This window comes from Klebsiella sp. BIGb0149 (assembly GCF_004362605.1).
GTDB classification, from domain to species: Bacteria; Pseudomonadota; Gammaproteobacteria; order Enterobacterales; family Enterobacteriaceae; genus Klebsiella; species Klebsiella terrigena.
The window spans coordinates 719756-737200 of record NZ_SNYG01000001.1; the positions used below are offsets into that span (position 1 = coordinate 719756).

Annotated in this window: 15 protein-coding genes; 6 read left to right on the top strand and 9 right to left on the bottom strand. The window is 54.5% G+C overall.

The annotated features are described in order from the left end of the window. Positions 1-2: 2 nt before the first annotated feature. From EDF75_RS03410 to EDF75_RS03430, 5 genes are read right to left on the bottom strand one after another with little or no spacing between them, the layout of a single operon-like run. Positions 3-443: a PTS sugar transporter subunit IIA gene (locus EDF75_RS03410; protein ID WP_133597067.1), complete on the bottom strand. Its 441-nt coding sequence runs from the start codon at positions 441-443 to the stop codon at positions 3-5. 48 nt (positions 444-491) lie between these two features. Next, a complete protein-coding gene (locus tag EDF75_RS03415) occupies positions 492-1403 on the bottom strand; it encodes a transketolase family protein (RefSeq protein WP_123707182.1) in 912 nt (303 codons plus the stop codon). Next, complete coding sequence (locus EDF75_RS03420) at positions 1403-2200, bottom strand: transketolase (RefSeq protein WP_076945056.1); 798 nt, start codon at positions 2198-2200, stop codon at positions 1403-1405. The genes EDF75_RS03415 and EDF75_RS03420 overlap by 1 nt, the downstream gene beginning before the upstream one ends. A gap of 11 nt (positions 2201-2211) precedes the next feature. After that, a complete protein-coding gene (locus EDF75_RS03425; protein WP_045854645.1) occupies positions 2212-3477 on the bottom strand; it encodes a PTS ascorbate transporter subunit IIC in 1266 nt (421 codons plus the stop codon). A gap of 17 nt (positions 3478-3494) precedes the next feature. Beyond that, positions 3495-3770 carry a PTS sugar transporter subunit IIB gene (locus tag EDF75_RS03430; protein ID WP_045854646.1) on the bottom strand — a complete coding sequence of 92 codons (276 nt, stop codon included), beginning with the start codon at positions 3768-3770 and terminating at the stop codon, positions 3495-3497. 122 nt (positions 3771-3892) lie between these two features. Between EDF75_RS03430 and EDF75_RS03435 the strand changes: the two genes are divergently transcribed. Further along, positions 3893-4741, top strand: a complete 849-nt coding sequence (locus tag EDF75_RS03435; RefSeq protein WP_133597069.1) for a MurR/RpiR family transcriptional regulator — start codon at positions 3893-3895, stop codon at positions 4739-4741. Between the two features lie 78 nt (positions 4742-4819). Here EDF75_RS03435 and pflA read toward each other — a convergent pair whose 3' ends face one another. The 4 genes from pflA to ycaO all read right to left on the bottom strand — a co-directional run bounded on the left by pflA (position 4820) and on the right by ycaO (position 11102). Next, a complete protein-coding gene (gene pflA / locus EDF75_RS03440; protein WP_133597070.1) occupies positions 4820-5560 on the bottom strand; it encodes a pyruvate formate lyase 1-activating protein in 741 nt (246 codons plus the stop codon). 206 nt (positions 5561-5766) lie between these two features. Further along, positions 5767-8049 (bottom strand): formate C-acetyltransferase, encoded by a 2283-nt coding sequence (pflB, locus tag EDF75_RS03445; RefSeq protein ID WP_123707185.1) that lies wholly within the window; start codon positions 8047-8049, stop codon positions 5767-5769. 51 nt (positions 8050-8100) lie between these two features. After that, entirely contained in the window at positions 8101-8958 is an 858-nt protein-coding gene (focA, locus tag EDF75_RS03450; protein WP_041144790.1) for a formate transporter FocA, read from the bottom strand. A 383-nt stretch (positions 8959-9341) separates the two neighbouring features. Beyond that, complete coding sequence (ycaO, locus tag EDF75_RS03455; protein ID WP_133597072.1) at positions 9342-11102, bottom strand: 30S ribosomal protein S12 methylthiotransferase accessory factor YcaO; 1761 nt, start codon at positions 11100-11102, stop codon at positions 9342-9344. Positions 11103-11240: 138 nt separating this feature from the next. Here ycaO and EDF75_RS03460 point away from each other — a divergent pair, with 138 nt between their 5' ends. The 5 genes from EDF75_RS03460 to rpsA all read left to right on the top strand — a co-directional run bounded on the left by EDF75_RS03460 (position 11241) and on the right by rpsA (position 17374). Continuing rightward, positions 11241-11933, top strand: coding sequence for a DUF421 domain-containing protein (locus EDF75_RS03460; protein ID WP_133597074.1), 693 nt, complete (start codon positions 11241-11243; stop codon positions 11931-11933). Between the two features lie 310 nt (positions 11934-12243). Next, positions 12244-13332 carry a 3-phosphoserine/phosphohydroxythreonine transaminase gene (gene serC / locus EDF75_RS03465; RefSeq protein ID WP_041144793.1) on the top strand — a complete coding sequence of 363 codons (1089 nt, stop codon included), beginning with the start codon at positions 12244-12246 and terminating at the stop codon, positions 13330-13332. Positions 13333-13404: 72 nt separating this feature from the next. Beyond that, complete coding sequence (gene aroA / locus EDF75_RS03470; RefSeq protein WP_133597076.1) at positions 13405-14688, top strand: 3-phosphoshikimate 1-carboxyvinyltransferase; 1284 nt, start codon at positions 13405-13407, stop codon at positions 14686-14688. A 193-nt stretch (positions 14689-14881) separates the two neighbouring features. Further along, the gene (cmk, locus tag EDF75_RS03475; protein WP_045854654.1) at positions 14882-15565 is read left to right on the top strand and encodes a (d)CMP kinase; all 684 of its coding nucleotides are present in this window, start codon (positions 14882-14884) and stop codon (positions 15563-15565) included. Between the two features lie 135 nt (positions 15566-15700). Next, positions 15701-17374: a 30S ribosomal protein S1 gene (rpsA, locus tag EDF75_RS03480; RefSeq protein ID WP_004860074.1), complete on the top strand. Its 1674-nt coding sequence runs from the start codon at positions 15701-15703 to the stop codon at positions 17372-17374. Positions 17375-17445 lie beyond the last annotated feature (71 nt).

The window sequence follows — 17445 nt, forward strand, 5'->3', positions numbered from 1 at the left end:
GGCTATGGCTGAGAAGCGACAAGCGCCGTAAGCTGGCTGCGCTCCTCAATCGCAGCCAGCCGCTGCAGCCGGTCCTCCTCATCTAACCAGCACACCAGTCGCTGGATCGTTTGAATATGCTGTTCGCTATCCGCTGCCGCCAGCACGACTATCAGCCGGATAGCGGAATAGCCGGGAAACTCAACTCCTTCCCCGCAACAGAGCAGCGAAAGCGCGCTGTTGTGGCTTAACACCCCGTCTTCCGGTCGCGCGTGCGGTAGCGCAAATTCAGGGCTCAGTATGTACCAGGGACCGTGCTGTTCCGTGGCGCTGATAATCGCCTGGGCGTATTCCGCGGTGACCTTTCCCTGCCGCTCTAAAGGCTGACAGGCGAGCCGAACGGCGCTGCGCCAGTCGAGAGCGTGCTGCGCATACTGGCAGGCGGCAAAAAGCGTGTCGTCCATATCAATTCCTCAGATAACGAGCCGGCCGCGGCCGGCCCGTGCTACGTCTTAGCTCAGTGCGTGATACAGCGCCTCGCCGGAGATGCCATATTTCTCTTTTAGCTGACGGCTATTGCCGGATTCGGTGAAGGTATCCTGAGTTCCCAGGCGTATCAGACGCGCCGGGTGGGCCGCCTGCGCCATCGCTTCGGCAATCTGGCCGCCGAGTCCCCCGTTTACGCTATGATTCTCAAGGGTGGCGATGAGCGGACAGTCGGCAACCAGCGCAGCGAACGCCTTGTGGTTGAAGGGTTTGAGCTGCGCCACGTGAATCAGCCTGCCTCTTTTACCGCTGGCGAGCAGCTTCTCGTAGCCATCGGTGGCCTGCTCCAGCACCGTACCCTCGAAGAGAATGGCAAAATCGTTCCCGCTGCTGGCGATGGCCGCGATATCCGTAACCCGCGGAATCGTGCTCTTATCGCGAACCGGCATTGGCTCGCGGGCGACGCGGATATAGACCGGACCCGTAATATTGGCCGCCTGTTCGAAGGCTTCCGCAATTTCTTCGGCATCCGCAGGCGTCAGGACCGTCAATCCCGGCAGCACGCGGGTCAGAGCGAGATCTTCCAGCGCATGGTGCGAGGCGCCGTCCGGTCCGTCATCCATACCGGGATGGCTACCCACCAGCTTGACGTTAGCTTTGGCATAGCAGGCCTGCCGCAGCTGGGTCCAGGCGGTGCCCGTTACAAACATCGCAAAATTGACGTAGAAGGGCATGAACCCCTCAAGCGCCTGGCCGGTAGCGAAGCTCATTGCCGAGCCCTCCGCAATACCCATTTCGAAAAACGCCTCGGGATAGAGGGCCTGAAACTGGTCCGTGCGGGTTGAGCTGGCTAAGTCGCTGTCGATGGCAACCACGGGATAGCCCTTTTGTTTCAGGGCGATCAGCGCGTTACCGATTTCATCGCGTGGGGCTTTCATCACTGTAACTCCTCCATTGCCTGCTGATACTGTTCCCGGGTGGGAGTTTTTGAGTGCCAGTCACCGTTATTTTCCATATAGCTAACGCCGGAGCCTTTGGTGGTATGCGCAATAATGGCCACCGGCTTGCCTTTTAGATGGCGGGATAGCATCAGGGTATCGGCAACCTGGTGCATGTCATTGCCGTTAAGAAGCTCCAGCACATGCCAGCCAAAACAGCGGATTTTGTCAGCCAGCGGCTCGAGGTTGACCACCTCATTGACCGGATCGTGTGACGAGAAGCGGTTGTAATCGACGATGGCGACCAGGTTGTCCATTTTCATATGAGCGGCCTGCTGCAGGGTTTCCCAGATTTGCCCTTCGTGCATCTCGCCGTCGCCGAGGATCGCAAATACCCGATGGGGATCGTTACGGCGCTTTTTCGCTGCCGCCATCCCCAGGGCAACCGACAGACCCTGGCCGAGCAGGCCGGTGGTGGCATCGACGTCGGGTAGCGCCTTGATGCTGGGGTGGCCCTGCAGGCGGGAATCGATCTGGCGGAAGGTGCTGAACTCCCGACGTTCAATCTTGCCCATCTGATAAAGCATGGCGTACTGGGCGGCGACGGCATGGCCTTTACTCATGACGATGCGCGAACGGGGGGAGCGACTGAGGTCCACTTCCTCGTAGTAGAGCCAGGTCAGAATATCGATGATTGACAGGGCGCCGCCCGGATGGCCGATCCCTGATTCATAAATCATGCTAACGATATCGCGTCGTGCAGCGAGCGCGTGGGACTTTAGTTCTGCAATATTCACGTTTTTTCCTCCTATGGCAGCATTTTGCCGATGTAGTACACGACCAGGCCAAGCGCGACGAAATCCGTTTCCGGGAAGCTGGTTCCCGACAGACCAACGGACTCCATAATCGGGTAGATCAGGGCCGGCCCGATGCCGATGAGGATCCCGGTGATAAAGCTCCCGGCAATCGCGCCCTTCCAGCCGCCGGACGCGTTACCAAACACCGCGGCGGTGGCGCCGATAAAGAAATAGGGGATGGCAACCGGGATAATGACGGTTTGACCGAGGATCGCGAGGAACCCCATCACCACCAGCCCGCCGATAAATGAAGAGATAAATCCCAGCACCGTAGCGGTTGGCGCGTAGGGGAAGACCACGGGACAGTCGAGCGCGGGTTTGGCGTTAGGAATGAATTTCTCCGAAATACCGAGGAACGCGGGGACGATTTCGGAGAGCAGCAGGCGTACGCCGGTAATAATGATGTACAGCGAAGCGGTGAACGTCAGCGACTGGAACAGCGGGTAAACCAGCCAGTGCATCCCGCCGGCCGCCGCCGTTACGGCCTCTTTTCCGGCCGCGAGAGCGGCGATGTAGTAGAAGATACTGACCGAGATCGACACGGAGACAATATAATCTTTAAAGATCCCCAGCCAGCCGGGCAGATTCAACTTCTCCGTCGACTGTTTCGGATCGCCGACTTTTGATCCGATCCATCCGGATGCCGCGTAGGCCAGCGTAACGTAGTGCCCCATGGCGATTTCATCATTGCCGGTGATTTTCCTCATCCAGGGTTGGGCGATGGCCGGATAAAGGCACGCGGCGAGGCCAAGCAGAACTGAGCCGACAATAATCGTGGTCATATCGCTATAGCCAAGCGCTTTCAGCGTGACGGTGAGCAGGGCCGAGAGATAGAGATTATGCTGCCCGGTGAGAAAGATGTACTTAAACGGGGTGACGCGCGCAAAGAACAGATTCCAGCCAAAGCCGATGACCATAATCAGCGACACGCACATCGCGAATTTAGTCTGCGCCAGCCCGGTGAGCGCTTCCGCCAGCGGCATCACGCCTTTCAGACCAAACCCGTCGCTGAACAGCGTCTGAAAGTTGCCAAGCGAGGTTACCGCCAGCCCGGCGCCGCCGGCAAAAACCAGAAACCCGACGATAGTTTTGAAGGTGCCGGAGAGCACCTTTTCAATCGGTTTGCGTTGAATTAACAAGCCAATTAATGCGATAAAACCAACTAAAAGTGGGGTAACGCCCAGAATGTCGAATACAATAAATCTGAGGAAATCCATATTGCCTCCGGGAGAATTTAGTTGCCCTGGATGACGCTGATGAGCGCAGATTCCATCTCTTCGCTGTTCATCAGATCGGTTATCCCGATGGCCCTGAACCCAGCGGCTTCGACTTCATCGGTGAGATCGCGCATAGTGATAACGAAATCGATATCTCGCCAGGTCCTCAGGCCGGAAAGTACGTCATGTTCCAGTTCGACATCCCAGCGGTGCTTATCGATGATTTTTTGTGCTTTTATTTTGAGCATCAGAGAGCTGCCCATACCGGTACGACAGACGATGAGACCTTTCATTAGATGTTCTCCTGTTTGTAAAAATAATTATTTTTATTTTGTCTTGTGAGATAATAATTATTATCCTCGATGTGAGATGAAAGATGTGACTGTGTTTGCATTTTGAGCAATAAAGGCGAAAAATGAGCCATATAGACAGTAATTTATTGATAAACATAAGAAATGAGTCTGCAGGCCTTAGCCCGATACTGGAAAAGGTCGGCCGCTTTATCACCGAAAATCCTGATTTTGTGATGCGGCATACCATTTCGGAACTGGCCGACTCCGTCGATACCAGCGAGGGCAGCATTACGCGTTTTTGCCGGGCGTTTGGCTTTAAAGGCTTTTCTGATTTCAGAACGGCGTTGGCGATTGAGCAAGGGGCGACGAGATCGGAGGACGGCGGTAATGAAGAGATAGCTCCCGTGCTGGCAAGCATTCGTGATAGCAACGCCATCATTGACGCTCAGGAACTTCAGGCTGCGGCAATTTGGCTTAATTCACTGAATAATATTGCAATTTATGCGGTGGGTACGGCGGTGCCGGTGGCGCTATTTCTGCAGATGAACTTAATCAACATGGGGAAAGCCGCTAGTTTTGTCGACCGCTCTTACCCGGCGGCGCTGCCGATGTCGTCTGATAGTCAAAAAACCGGGATTATCGTAATTCATACCGAGCAGGCATCGGCGGATATGATGCAGGCGCTATCGCTGGCGAAGCAGCAGGGGATTAAAATACTGTCGCTGACTCGCGGTACGTTTGCGCCCCTGGCGCGCCTCTCTGACTGGAATCTACAGGCAGCCGTGGCTTTACAGGGGGAGGGGGAATCTGGGTTTGCCGAGATTGCGGGGGCAATGATGGTGGCCGATCGGATCCTTAGCGCGCTGGAGGAGCAGGACGAGCGCTACGCTGAGTACCGTAAAGCGCATCAAAAACGTATTTTCTCAATTGAGAGCGTGACCAGCAAGCTGTCGCAATACTTTATGTCCTGATGCCGCTGAAGAAAGGCCTGGCCCGGATAGGACCTCCAGCGTCGTTATCCGGGGCTCTTGCGAAGAGGCAAGCTTCAGCTAGTACATCACCTTATGACCATACTGCTCGAGAATGCCTTTTACGCGCTCCATGGTCTCTTTCTTCGGCGGATGCACGCCGTCAAGCTTGTACTCTTCACCCATCGCCACCCATTTATGCTTGCCCAGCTCGTGATACGGCAGCAGCTCGATCTTTTCGACGTTGCCCATATCGCGAGTAAACTCGCCGAGGCGGTGCGCGGAATCATCATCATCTGACCAGCCGGGTACCACCACGTAGCGGATCCAGACGTTAATATTTTTGTTCGCCAGATAGCGGCAAAACTCCAGCGTGCGGTGGTTAGAGACGCCGACCAGATTTTGGTGGATTTCATCATTCATCTGCTTAAGGTCAAGCATCACCAGATCGGTCACTTCAAGCAGCTCGTCAATCACCGGATCGTAGCGACGAACGAAGCCGTTGGTATCGAGGCAGGTATGGATGCCCTCCTTGTGGCAGGCGCGGAACCAGTCGCGTACGAATTCAGCCTGCAGGATAGCCTCACCGCCGGACGCGGTCACGCCGCCGCCGGATGCGTTCATAAAGTGACGGTAGGTGACAACCTCTTTCATCAGGCTTTCGACGGTGACTTCGGTACCGCCGTGGGTATCCCAGGTATCGCGGTTATGGCAGTACAGGCAGCGCATCAGGCAGCCCTGGAAGAAGGTGATGAAGCGGATCCCTGGGCCATCGACGGTGCCACAGGATTCAAAGGAGTGAATGCGACCAATAGTTGACATTGCGGTGGTATCTCCAGATTCGGCCCGTCCGGGACCTGTGATGCACAGCTCAAACCGGCTGTGTTAAGTCTGTTTTGGCAGTTATCCATTGAGTATAGATAGCGGACAAAAGAGACTGGGGGGATTGGGAGGTATTGTTAAAAAGGCCCCACTTGCGTGGAGCCTTTATTGTACGCTTTTTATATCGCGATTTCAGTCAAAACCCATTACATGGTCTGAGTGAAGGTACGAGTGATAACGTCCTGCTGCTGCTCTTTAGTCAGGGAGTTAAAGCGTACTGCGTAGCCGGATACGCGGATGGTCAGCTGCGGATATTTTTCCGGGTTTTCCATCGCGTCGAGCAGCATTTCACGGTTCATGACGTTGACGTTCAGGTGCTGACCGCCTTCGATAGAAGCTTCGTGGTGGAAGTAACCGTCCATCAGGCCGGCCAGGTTAGTCTTACGAACTTCGTCGTCTTTACCCAGAGCGTTAGGAACGATAGAGAAGGTGTAAGAGATACCATCTTTAGCGTACGCAAACGGCAGTTTTGCAACGGAGGTCAGAGAGGCAACGGCACCTTTCTGGTCACGACCGTGCATCGGGTTAGCACCTGGTCCGAACGGAGCGCCAGCGCGACGACCGTCAGGGGTGTTACCGGTTTTCTTACCATACACAACGTTAGAAGTAATGGTCAGAACGGACTGAGTCGGGATAGCGTTGCGGTAGGTAGTCAGTTTCTGAATTTTCTTCATGAAACGTTCAACCAGATCGACCGCCATGTCATCTACGCGAGAGTCGTTGTTACCAAACTGCGGGTATTCGCCTTCGATTTCGAAGTCGACTGCCAGACCGTCTTCGTCACGAATCGGTTTAACTTTCGCATATTTGATAGCGGACAGGGAGTCAGCGGCAACGGACAGACCGGCGATACCACATGCCATGGTGCGAACAACGTCACGATCGTGCAGCGCCATCAGAGAAGCTTCGTAGCTGTACTTGTCGTGCATGTAGTGGATGATGTTCAGCGCGGTGACGTACTGTTTAGCCAGCCAGTCCATGAAGTGATCCATGCGATCCATAACTTCATCAAAGTTCAGAACGTCGCCTTTGATCGGTTCAGACTTAGGACCAACCTGCATTTTCAGTTTTTCATCAACGCCGCCGTTGATAGCGTACAGCATGGTTTTCGCGAGGTTAGCGCGAGCGCCGAAGAACTGCATTTGCTTACCAACAACCATCGGGCTTACGCAGCAAGCGATAGCGTAGTCATCGTTGTTGAAGTCAGGACGCATCAGATCGTCGTTCTCATACTGCAGAGAAGAGGTATCGATGGAGACTTTCGCCGCGTATTTTTTGAAGCTCAGCGGCAGTTTTTCAGACCACAGAATAGTGATGTTCGGCTCCGGAGACGGCCCCATGGTGTACAGGGTGTTCAGGAAGCGGAAGCTGTTTTTGGTTACCAGAGTACGGCCATCAACGCCCATACCACCGATTGATTCAGTTGCCCAAATCGGGTCACCGGAGAACAGTTCATCATACTCAGGAGTACGCAGGAAGCGAACCATACGCAGCTTCATGACCAGGTGGTCAATCATTTCCTGAGCGTCCTGCTCGGTGATTTTACCGGCTTTCAGGTCGCGTTCGATGAAGATATCCAGGAAGCTGGAGGTACGGCCGAAGGACATTGCCGCGCCGTTCTGAGACTTAACGGCAGCCAGGTAACCGAAGTAGGTCCACTGGATAGCTTCCTGCGCGGTTTTTGCCGGAGCAGAGATATCGCAGCCGTATTTGGCCGCCATTTCTTTGATCTGGCCCAGCGCACGGTACTGCTCGGAGATCTCTTCGCGCAGACGGATGGTTGCTTCCAGATCTTCGCCGTTTTCCAGTCTTTCTTGCAGAGACAGGAACTGAGCGTATTTGTCTTTCATCAGGAAGTCGATGCCGTACAGCGCAACGCGGCGGTAGTCACCGATGATACGGCCGCGGCCGTAGGCATCCGGCAGACCGGTCAGCACGCCGGATTTACGGCAGTTCAGGATGTCTTTGGTGTAAACGTCAAAAACGCCCTGGTTGTGAGTTTTACGGTACTCGGTGAAGATTTTTTTCAGCATCGGGTCCAGCTCGCGATCGTACGCTTTGCAAGAACCTTCAACCATTTTAATACCGCCGAACGGGATAATCGCACGTTTCAGCGGAGCTTCAGTCTGCAGACCAACGATTTTCTCGAGCGCTTTCTCGATGTAGCCTGCGTCGTGAGAAGTGATGGTGGATGCAAGGGAAGTGTCAAAATCAACAGGCGCGTGAGTGCGGTTTTCCTGTTTAACGCCTTCCATTACGTTGTCCCACAGCTTGGTGGTCGCGTCAGTTGCGCCAGCCAGGAAGGACTCGTCACCTTCGTACGGGGTATAGTTTTTCTGGATAAAGTCACGGACGTTGACTTCGTTCTGCCAGTCACCTTTCGCAAAACCTTCCCAGGCTGTGGCTAACTTTTCATTAAGCTCGGACATGTAACACCTACCTTCTTAAGTGGATTTTTTATTTACTGCCTGAAACAACCCTTAGTGATGGTCGTCGCCACGCAGGTAAATGACCCAGTATGTCAACCCAACCAGCAGACCACCGCCAATAATGTTCCCGATAGTTACCGGAATCAGGTTATCAGTGATGAAGTTCATGACGGTCAGGTGAGAGAAACTTTCCGGAGTTGAACCAACGGCGGTCCAGAATTCCGGGCTTGCAAAGTCGCGGATTACGATACCCATCGGGATCATAAACATGTTAGCGATACTGTGCTCAAAGCCGCTGGCAACGAACATGGCGACGGGCAGAACCATAATCATTGCTTTATCCATCAGGCTGCGGCCGGAGTAGCTCATCCACACCGCGAGGCAGACCATCAGGTTCGCCAGGATGCCCAGGCAGACGGCTTCAATAAATGTATGATGCATTTTGTGGTCAGCGGTTTGCAGGACGTTGAGCCCCCAACCGCCGTTAGCGGCCATATATTCACCCGATAGCCACATCAGCAGCACGAACAGCAGCGCGCCTATCAGGTTACCAACATAGACGTTGAGCCAGTTTATTGCCAGTTGACCCCAGGTGATCCTGCCGCTGGCTTTCGCCACAACGATAAGTACGGTGGAGGTAAACAGGTCAGCACCGCAGATGACGCACAGAATCAGGCCGAGTGAAAAGCAGATCCCCCCAATAAGCTTGGCAATACCGAAAGGCATTGCGGCTGTCCCGGTCGTCGCGGTGATGTAGAAGACAAAAGCAATGGAGATAAAGACACCAGCGGTAATCGCCAGATAAAAGGTCTTCATCGGGTGCTTTGTCGCTTTATAGACACCCGCTTCTTCGGCGACTTTCGCCATCGCAGCGGGGAGTAATAGATCGAAAGGGTTGTCAGCTTTCACACTAACTCTCTCTTTATATAAGTTGGCGGTGAGATACTAACAAAGCATTATAGAAGGGAAATTGATGTAGATCATATCCCACCGGAACTATAAGCCCGTTTAGCGTATGGTTTTTGCGGTAATTAGAGGTAACTTACTGTTTATTAATGGGAAAATAAAGTTTAATATTTACAAATTATGTTGATTTTTTTCATTTTTGGGCAAAGGCAACGGTTAATTAAAATGGGGTATTTTTATTAAAATTAACATCTCAAAACTGTTGCGCGATCAATTTTCACCGTAAATTAACTTCACAACTACAAATTATTGGTCCCGTGAATAAAATATAAAAAAACGGAGCCGTAAACGACTCCGTGATGGGGCACTTCAGGCGGCGCTAAAGGCTATTTAGCCCAGTACGCCGCTTTAGCACGCTGCAGCTTCTCGTAGGCTTTCAGTAAGGACTGATGGGCCGGGAAAGCGTGCAGATCGCTATCTACCGCCTGCAGGCCGTAGAACGGCGCTTCACCGCTTAGCGCAGCGCTGGCGGCTTCCACCGCATCTGCGCCGTACATGCGCACAAAGGCGTTCAGGTACTGCAGCGGCTGACGCTCTTCTTCCTGGCTCAGCAGCAGCAGCGTTTGCAGGCAGCGGTAGTAGTTGGCGCGCTCTGCGCTGAAGATTGACGCATTGAACTCGATCGTCCACTCCGTCCAGATCAGCGCCTGCTCCAGATCGCCGCCGGCCAGCGCCAGCATCGCTTTCAGTTCGCCAATACGCAGCGTATACCAGCCGTTGTCTTTGCCCGTTGCCAGGCCCAGCAGTTCGCGAACGCGGGTGAAGTCGTCATTACCTTCATCGTCCAGCTGCTCAATCAGCGCCAGATAGTCCTCTTTCTCCCACTCGCTGCCCGGCAGAGAGAGGAGCGTTTCGCGCAGGTGGCTGCCCATGCTGTTGTTCGCCAGCCACAGGTCTTCTGCCGGATAGATATCCGACATCCCTGGAACGATAATCCGGCAGGCGTAGACGCTCAGGTGCTCGTAATCGGCGATGTAGACCTCTTTATCTTCTTCTTTAAAGATGGCCATCAGGGTGGCGAACTCTTCTTCCGTGGTACCGGAGAAGCTCCAGTCGACGAACGGATAGTCGGCATCCTGTTTGAACATATCCCAGGAGATCAGGCCGCTGGAGTCGATAAAGTGGGTTTCAAGGTTGGCGTGTTCAGCCACTTCTTCGTCATCGAAGGTTGGCGGCGTGAAGACGTCGAGATCCTTCAGGCTGCGGCCCTGCAGCAGCTCGGTGACGGTGCGCTCCAGAGCGACGCCGAAGTCAGGATGCGCGCCGAAGGAGGCGAAGCAGGTCCCGTTTTCCGGGTTAAACAGCACTACGCAGATCACCGGATACTTGCCGCCCAGCGAGCCGTCGTAAGCAAAAATCGGGAAACCTTCCGCTTCCAGCTTATTAATCGACTCCACCACGCCCGGATAGCGGGCCATCACTTCGGCAGGGATTTCCGGCAGGCTAATGCTTTCAGCAATGATGCGGTTCTTGATATGGCGCTCAAAGACTTCCGACAGGGCCTGAACGCGCGCTTCGTTCGCGGTGTTGCCCGCGGACATCCCGTTAGAAACGTACAGGTTGCCAACGATATTCATCGGAATATAAACGGTTTCGCCGTCGGACTGGCGGGTGAACGGCAGGCCGCACACGCCGCGATCGTCATTACCCGACTGCAGGTCAACCAGCATGCCGGCGGTCAGCTGATCGTCAGGATCGTAGAAGGCGCGCAGGCGAGGATCGAGCAGCCCCTGAGGAACTTCGTCATCTTCGGTCAGCGGGAACCATTTTTCATTTGGATAGTGAACAAACGGCCCGTTAGCGATGGTTTCGCCTAACCAGAAGTCGGCGAAGAAATAGTTGGTCGACAGACGTTCGAAGTACTCGCCCAGCGCGGAGGCCAGCGCCGCTTTTTTGGTCGCGCCTTTGCCGTTGGTGAAGCATAGCGAGCAGGCTTTATCGCGGATATGAACTGACCACACGTGCGGTACCGGATTCAGCCACGAGGCCTCTTCAATATCAAATCCGAGGTCGAGCAATTTCTGCTGGAAGCGAGCGATGGAATCTTCCAGGGCGGCGTCTTTGCCGGGGATAAACGTTTGAGTCATAGCGGTCACTTTTTTCGTACGTAAAGCGCGCAATGATACGGGGTTTGTGTGTCAGGCGCTATCTTCGTGAAGGCCCCGGCGAAAATAAAAGCCTGGGCTATGCTTACAGGCAGTAACCTACTGTTAAGGCATTAAAAAATGAAAGCGTTCGATCTTCATCGCATGGCGTTTGATAAAGTGCCGCCGGAGTTTTTAGGGGAGGTCGCGCTGCGCAGCCTCTTTACCTTCCTGCTGGTTTTCCTGTTCCTTAAAATTACCGGACGGCGCGGCGTCCGCCAGATGTCGCTCTTTGAAGTGCTGATCATTTTGACGCTAGGCTCTGCGGCCGGGGACGTCGCCTTTTATGACGACGTGCCGCTGATCCCGGTGTTCGTCGTGTTTGTCACCCTGGCGCTGCTCTACCGCCTGGTAATGTGGCTGATGTCAAAAAGCGAGAAGCTGGAAAACCTGCTGGAAGGGAAGCCGGTGATCATCGTCGAAGAAGGGGAGCTGGCGTGGGAAAAAGTCCACCGCGCCAACATGACCGAGTTCGAGTTTTTTATGGAGCTTCGCCTCTACAGCGTGGAGCAGCTCGGCCAGGTTCGGCTGGCGATAATGGAAACTAACGGCCAAATCAGTATGTACTATTACGCTGATGAAGAGGTTAAGCCGGGGCTATGTATTCTGCCGGACGGCTGCTATGAACGTTTTGTGACCATTCCTGAGACCGGCGAATACGCCTGCGTGCGCTGTAGCCAGGTGATCGTCATTCAGGCCGGTAAAAAGCAATTATGCCGGCGCTGTCAAAATCCAGAATGGGCGAGGGTTAGCAGAGCTAAACGCATCACCTGACAGCCTTTTTGTCGGTTTTGTTACGGAGGGCTAGTGAATTGTTTTGTGTGAAGCCGATCATATTTTTCCGGTCATAAGTTTTAGGCATTGCGATGCGTGTCGCTGAATGATAAAACCGATGTACCCGTCATACTTCAGGCTGCATGTGCGCTGGCCGCACTCGTGCAAGCCGGCCGCTGACTTCAGCAGGCGCCCGCGGAAGAATCCACTGGTCGCCCGTCCGCAGCTCGAATTATCATGGTCAGATACCGAAATAACTTATGCACGCGACGGTTCGCGGGCAAATAACATAGCAACGTGGTGAGGGGAAATGGCTCAGGTCTATAACTTTAGTTCGGGCCCGGCAATGCTGCCGGCGGAAGTTCTCAAACTGGCTCAGCAGGAGCTTTGCGACTGGCAGGGGCTGGGAACGTCGGTAATGGAGATCAGTCACCGTGGTAAAGAGTTTATCCAGGTGGCCGAGGCGGCGGAGCAGGATTTTCGCGATCTGCTCAACATCCCCTCCAACTACAAAGTTTTATTCTGCCATGGCGGCGGTCGCGGCCAGTTCGCCGGCGTCCCGCTGAACCTGCTCGGCGATAAAACCACCGCTGACTACGTTGACGCTGGCTACTGGGCAGCAAGCGCCATTAAAGAAGCGAAAAAATACTGTTCGCCAAATACCATCGACGCCAAAGTCACCGTTGATGGCCTGCGGGCCGTCCGTCCGATGAGCGAATGGCAGCTGACGCCGGGCGCGGCCTACCTGCACTACTGCCCGAATGAAACCATCGACGGCATCGCCATTGATGAAACGCCGAACTTCGGCGATGACGTCGTTGTCGCCGCCGATTTCTCTTCGACTATTTTGTCCGCGCCGATCGACGTCAGCCGCTTTGGCGTCATCTACGCCGGCGCGCAGAAAAACATTGGCCCGGCAGGGCTGACGCTGGTGATCGTTCGCGAAGACCTGCTGGGTAAAGCGAACGTCGCCTGTCCGTCAATACTCGATTACTCCGTGCTTGATGCCAATGATTCCATGTTCAACACGCCGCCGACCTTTGCCTGGTACCTCTCTGGCCTGGTATTCAAATGGCTGAAAGAGCACGGCGGCGTGGCGGCAATGGATAAAATCAACCAGCAAAAAGCCGATCTGCTCTACGGTACGATCGACGGCAGCAGCTTCTATCGTAACGACGTGGCGGCGGCCAACCGCTCGCGCATGAACGTTCCGTTCCAGCTGGCCGACAGCGCGCTGGACAAGCTGTTCCTCGAAGAGTCCTTCGCCGCTGGCCTGCATTCACTGAAAGGGCACCGTGTCGTGGGCGGTATGCGCGCATCTATCTATAACGCAATGCCGCTGGCGGGCGTGCAGGCGCTGACCGACTTTATGCAGGACTTTGAACGTCGTCACGGCTAATCATTGTTGTGCTTTTCATCCCCGCAGCCGGTCTGCGGGGTTTTTATTCCGTTTTTTTGAGAGTTGAGTTTGATGGAATCCCTGACGTTACAACCCATCGCGCGCGTGGATGGCACCGTGAACCTGCCTGGGTCTAAAAGTGTCTCTAACCGCGCTTTGCTGCTGGCGGCATTAGCCCGTGGCACCACGGTGCTGACCAACCTGCTGGACAGCGACGATGTTCGCCACATGCTGAATGCCCTGAGCGCCCTGGGAGTTCATTACACCCTGTCCTCCGATCGTACCCGCTGCGAAGTGACCGGCAACGGTGGTCCGCTGCGGGCGAATAGCGCGCTCGAGCTGTTTCTGGGCAACGCCGGGACCGCCATGCGTCCGCTGGCGGCAGCCCTGTGCCTGGGCAGCAACGATATCGTGCTGACCGGTGAACCGCGGATGAAAGAGCGTCCGATTGGTCATCTGGTTGATGCGTTACGTCAGGGAGGCGCCCAAATTGAGTATCTGGAGCAGGAAAACTATCCGCCTCTGCGCCTGCGCGGCGGCTTTGCCGGCGGCAGCGTTGAGGTTGACGGCAGCGTTTCCAGCCAGTTCCTTACCGCTCTGCTGATGGCTGCGCCGCTGGCGCCGCAGGACACCGTTATCACCATTAAAGGCGATCTGGTTTCCAAACCCTATATTGATATTACGCTGCACCTGATGAAGACCTTCGGCGTGGACGTTGAAAACCAGTCCTATCAGCGTTTTGTCATTCGCGGCAATCAGCATTACCGCTCTCCGGGCGACTACCTGGTTGAGGGCGATGCCTCTTCGGCGTCCTACTTCCTCGCGGCGGGCGCCATTAAGGGCGGTACGGTGAAAGTCACCGGTATCGGCCGTAACAGCGTGCAGGGCGATATCCGCTTTGCCGACGTGCTGGAAAAAATGGGCGCTATCGTCAGCTGGGGCGATGACTATATTGCCTGTACCCGCGGCGAGCTGAACGCCATCGATATGGACATGAACCATATTCCGGATGCGGCAATGACTATCGCCACCGCGGCGCTGTTTGCCAAAGGCACCACCACGCTGCGCAATATTTATAACTGGCGCGTGAAAGAGACCGATCGTCTGTTCGCGATGGCCACCGAACTGCGCAAAGTCGGCGCTGAAGTGGAAGAGGGCGAGGATTACATCCGCATTACGCCTCCGCTGGCGCTGCAGTTTGCTGAGGTTGGCACCTATAACGATCACCGCATGGCGATGTGCTTCTCGCTGGTGGCGCTTTCCGACACGCCGGTGACGATCCTCGATCCGAAGTGTACGGCAAAAACCTTCCCTGACTACTTCGAGCAGCTGGCGCGGATTAGCACCCAGGCGTAAGCGCCTGCGGTTGCGCCAACGTAAAGCTTTGTCATCTGCGGGCTGATATGCCGTCAGCCCGCTATAATTGCGCAATTATTCTGCATTTCATTTCCGGTCGTCCGTATTTTGCATCCAATGCTCACTTTCCGTCGTATAGATGCGTATAATGCGCGGCGTTTATATTCTATGCGCCTTGCTGAAGGAGAAAAAGATGACGGCAGCTATTCCGGTAATCACCATTGATGGGCCTGGCGGTGCGGGTAAGGGAACGTTGTGCAAGGCGATGGCGGAAGCGTTAGGCTGGCATTTGCTCGATTCCGGCGCTATCTATCGCGTTCTGGCGCTGGCGGCGCTGCATCATCACGTGGACGTCGAGTCTGAAGAAGCCCTGGTGCCGCTGGCCGCGCACCTGGACGTGCGCTTTATTTCCACCGATGGCAGCCTCGAAGTTATCCTTGAAGGTGAGGACGTTAGCGCGGCAATTCGCACGCAGGAAGTGGCGAATACCGCTTCGAAAGCCGCGGCTTTTCCCCGGGTGCGTGAAGCTCTGCTGCGCCGTCAGCGCGCGTTTCGCGAACTGCCGGGCCTGATTGCCGACGGACGCGATATGGGCACCGTGGTGTTCCCCGATGCGCCGGTGAAGATTTTCCTTGATGCGTCCGCGCAAGAACGTGCGCATCGGCGCATGCTGCAGTTGCAGGAAAAGGGCTTTAGTGTTAACTTTGACCGCCTTTTATCCGAGATAAAAGAGCGTGACGACCGCGATCGCAATCGCAGCGTGGCGCCACTTGTCCCGGCTGCCGATGCTTTAGTTCTCGATTCTACTGAACTAAACATTGAGCAAGTAATTGAAAAAGCGCTACAATATGCGCGCGAGAAATTGGCAGCCGCTTAGCCGTTACCGGCAAAGCGCAGCGGCCTCCGAATTATAGCAGTACCCCCGCAGCAACGGAGTGTTAGCGGGTATGTTAAACAACCCCATCCGGCACGGAGCCAGGTGGACGTTAAATATGAAACCTGAAGATTAAACATGACTGAATCTTTTGCTCAACTATTTGAAGAATCCTTAAAAACAATCGAAACCCGTCCGGGTTCCATCGTTCGTGGTGTTGTTGTTGCTATCGACAAAGATATCGTACTGGTTGACGCCGGTCTGAAATCTGAGTCCGCCATTCCGGCAGAGCAGTTCAAAAACGCCCAGGGCGAGCTGGAAATCCAGGTCGGTGACGAAGTTGACGTTGCTCTGGATGCAGTAGAAGACGGCTTCGGTGAAACCCTGCTGTCCCGTGAAAAAGCTAAACGTCACGAAGCTTGGATCACGCTGGAAAAAGCTTACGAAGAAGCTGAAACTGTAGTCGGTGTTATCAACGGCAAAGTTAAAGGTGGCTTCACTGTTGAGCTGAATGGTATTCGCGCGTTCCTGCCAGGTTCCCTGGTTGACGTTCGTCCGGTTCGCGACACGCTGCACCTCGAAGGCAAAGAGCTTGAGTTCAAAGTAATCAAGCTGGACCAGAAGCGTAACAACGTTGTTGTTTCCCGTCGTGCCGTTATCGAATCCGAGAACAGCGCAGAACGCGATCAGCTGCTGGAAAACCTGCAGGAAGGCATGGAAGTCAAAGGTATCGTTAAGAACCTCACTGACTACGGCGCATTCGTTGATCTGGGCGGCGTCGATGGCCTGCTGCACATCACCGACATGGCGTGGAAACGCGTTAAGCACCCGAGCGAAATCGTAAACGTTGGCGACGAAATCACTGTTAAAGTGCTGAAGTTCGACCGCGAGCGTACCCGTGTATCTCTGGGCCTGAAACAGCTGGGCGAAGATCCGTGGGTAGCTATCGCTAAGCGTTATCCGGAAGGTACCAAACTGACCGGTCGCGTGACCAACCTGACCGACTACGGCTGCTTCGTTGAAATCGAAGAAGGCGTTGAAGGCCTGGTTCACGTTTCCGAAATGGATTGGACCAACAAAAACATCCACCCGTCCAAAGTTGTTAACGTTGGCGACGTAGTGGAAGTTATGGTTCTGGATATCGACGAAGAACGTCGTCGTATCTCCCTGGGCCTGAAGCAGTGCAAAAACAACCCATGGCAGCAGTTCGCGGAAACCCACAACAAGGGCGACCGTGTTGAAGGTAAAATCAAGTCTATCACTGACTTCGGTATCTTCATCGGCCTGGACGGCGGCATCGATGGCCTGGTTCACCTGTCTGACATCTCCTGGAACGTTGCAGGCGAAGAAGCAGTACGTGAATACAAAAAAGGCGACGAAATCGCAGCAGTTGTTCTGCAGGTTGACGCAGAACGTGAGCGTATCTCTCTGGGCGTTAAGCAGCTCGCAGAAGATCCGTTCAACAACTGGGTTGCACTGAACAAGAAAGGCGCAATCGTAAACGGTAAAGTCACTGCTGTTGACGCTAAAGGCGCAACCGTAGAACTGGCTGACGGCGTTGAAGGTTACCTGCGTGCTTCTGAAGCATCCCGTGACCGCGTTGAAGATGCGACTCTGGTTCTGAGCGTTGGCGATGACGTTGAAGCTAAATTCACCGGCGTTGATCGTAAAAACCGCGCAATCAGCCTGTCCGTTCGTGCGAAAGACGAAGCTGATGAGAAAGATGCAATCGCAACTGTTAACAAACAGGAAGATGCAAACTTCTCTAACAACGCAATGGCTGAAGCTTTCAAAGCAGCTAAAGGCGAGTAATCTTAGTCTTTCGGGTTACAACAACCTGAATTACGACGAGTTTACTTGACAGATTGCAGGATTCGTCCTGT

Bases quoted from the DNA above. Each gene is read 5' to 3' on its own strand.
- EDF75_RS03430 (WP_045854646.1), bottom strand. From the start codon at position 3,770: ATGAAAGGTCTCATCGTCTGTCGTACCGGTATGGGCAGCTCTCTGATG.
- pflB (WP_123707185.1), bottom strand. From the start codon at position 8,049: ATGTCCGAGCTTAATGAAAAGTTAGCCACAGCCTGGGAAGGTTTTGCG.
- ycaO (WP_133597072.1), bottom strand. From the start codon at position 11,102: ATGACTCAAACGTTTATCCCCGGCAAAGACGCCGCCCTGGAAGATTCC.
- EDF75_RS03410 (WP_133597067.1), bottom strand. From the start codon at position 443: ATGGACGACACGCTTTTTGCCGCCTGCCAGTATGCGCAGCACGCTCTC.
- pflA (WP_133597070.1), bottom strand. From the start codon at position 5,560: ATGTCAACTATTGGTCGCATTCACTCCTTTGAATCCTGTGGCACCGTC.
- cmk (WP_045854654.1), top strand. From the start codon at position 14,882: ATGACGGCAGCTATTCCGGTAATCACCATTGATGGGCCTGGCGGTGCG.
- rpsA (WP_004860074.1), top strand. From the start codon at position 15,701: ATGACTGAATCTTTTGCTCAACTATTTGAAGAATCCTTAAAAACAATC.
- aroA (WP_133597076.1), top strand. From the start codon at position 13,405: ATGGAATCCCTGACGTTACAACCCATCGCGCGCGTGGATGGCACCGTG.
- EDF75_RS03435 (WP_133597069.1), top strand. From the start codon at position 3,893: ATGAGCCATATAGACAGTAATTTATTGATAAACATAAGAAATGAGTCT.
- EDF75_RS03460 (WP_133597074.1), top strand. From the start codon at position 11,241: ATGAAAGCGTTCGATCTTCATCGCATGGCGTTTGATAAAGTGCCGCCG.
- serC (WP_041144793.1), top strand. From the start codon at position 12,244: ATGGCTCAGGTCTATAACTTTAGTTCGGGCCCGGCAATGCTGCCGGCG.
- EDF75_RS03425 (WP_045854645.1), bottom strand. From the start codon at position 3,477: ATGGATTTCCTCAGATTTATTGTATTCGACATTCTGGGCGTTACCCCA.
- EDF75_RS03415 (WP_123707182.1), bottom strand. From the start codon at position 1,403: ATGAAAGCCCCACGCGATGAAATCGGTAACGCGCTGATCGCCCTGAAA.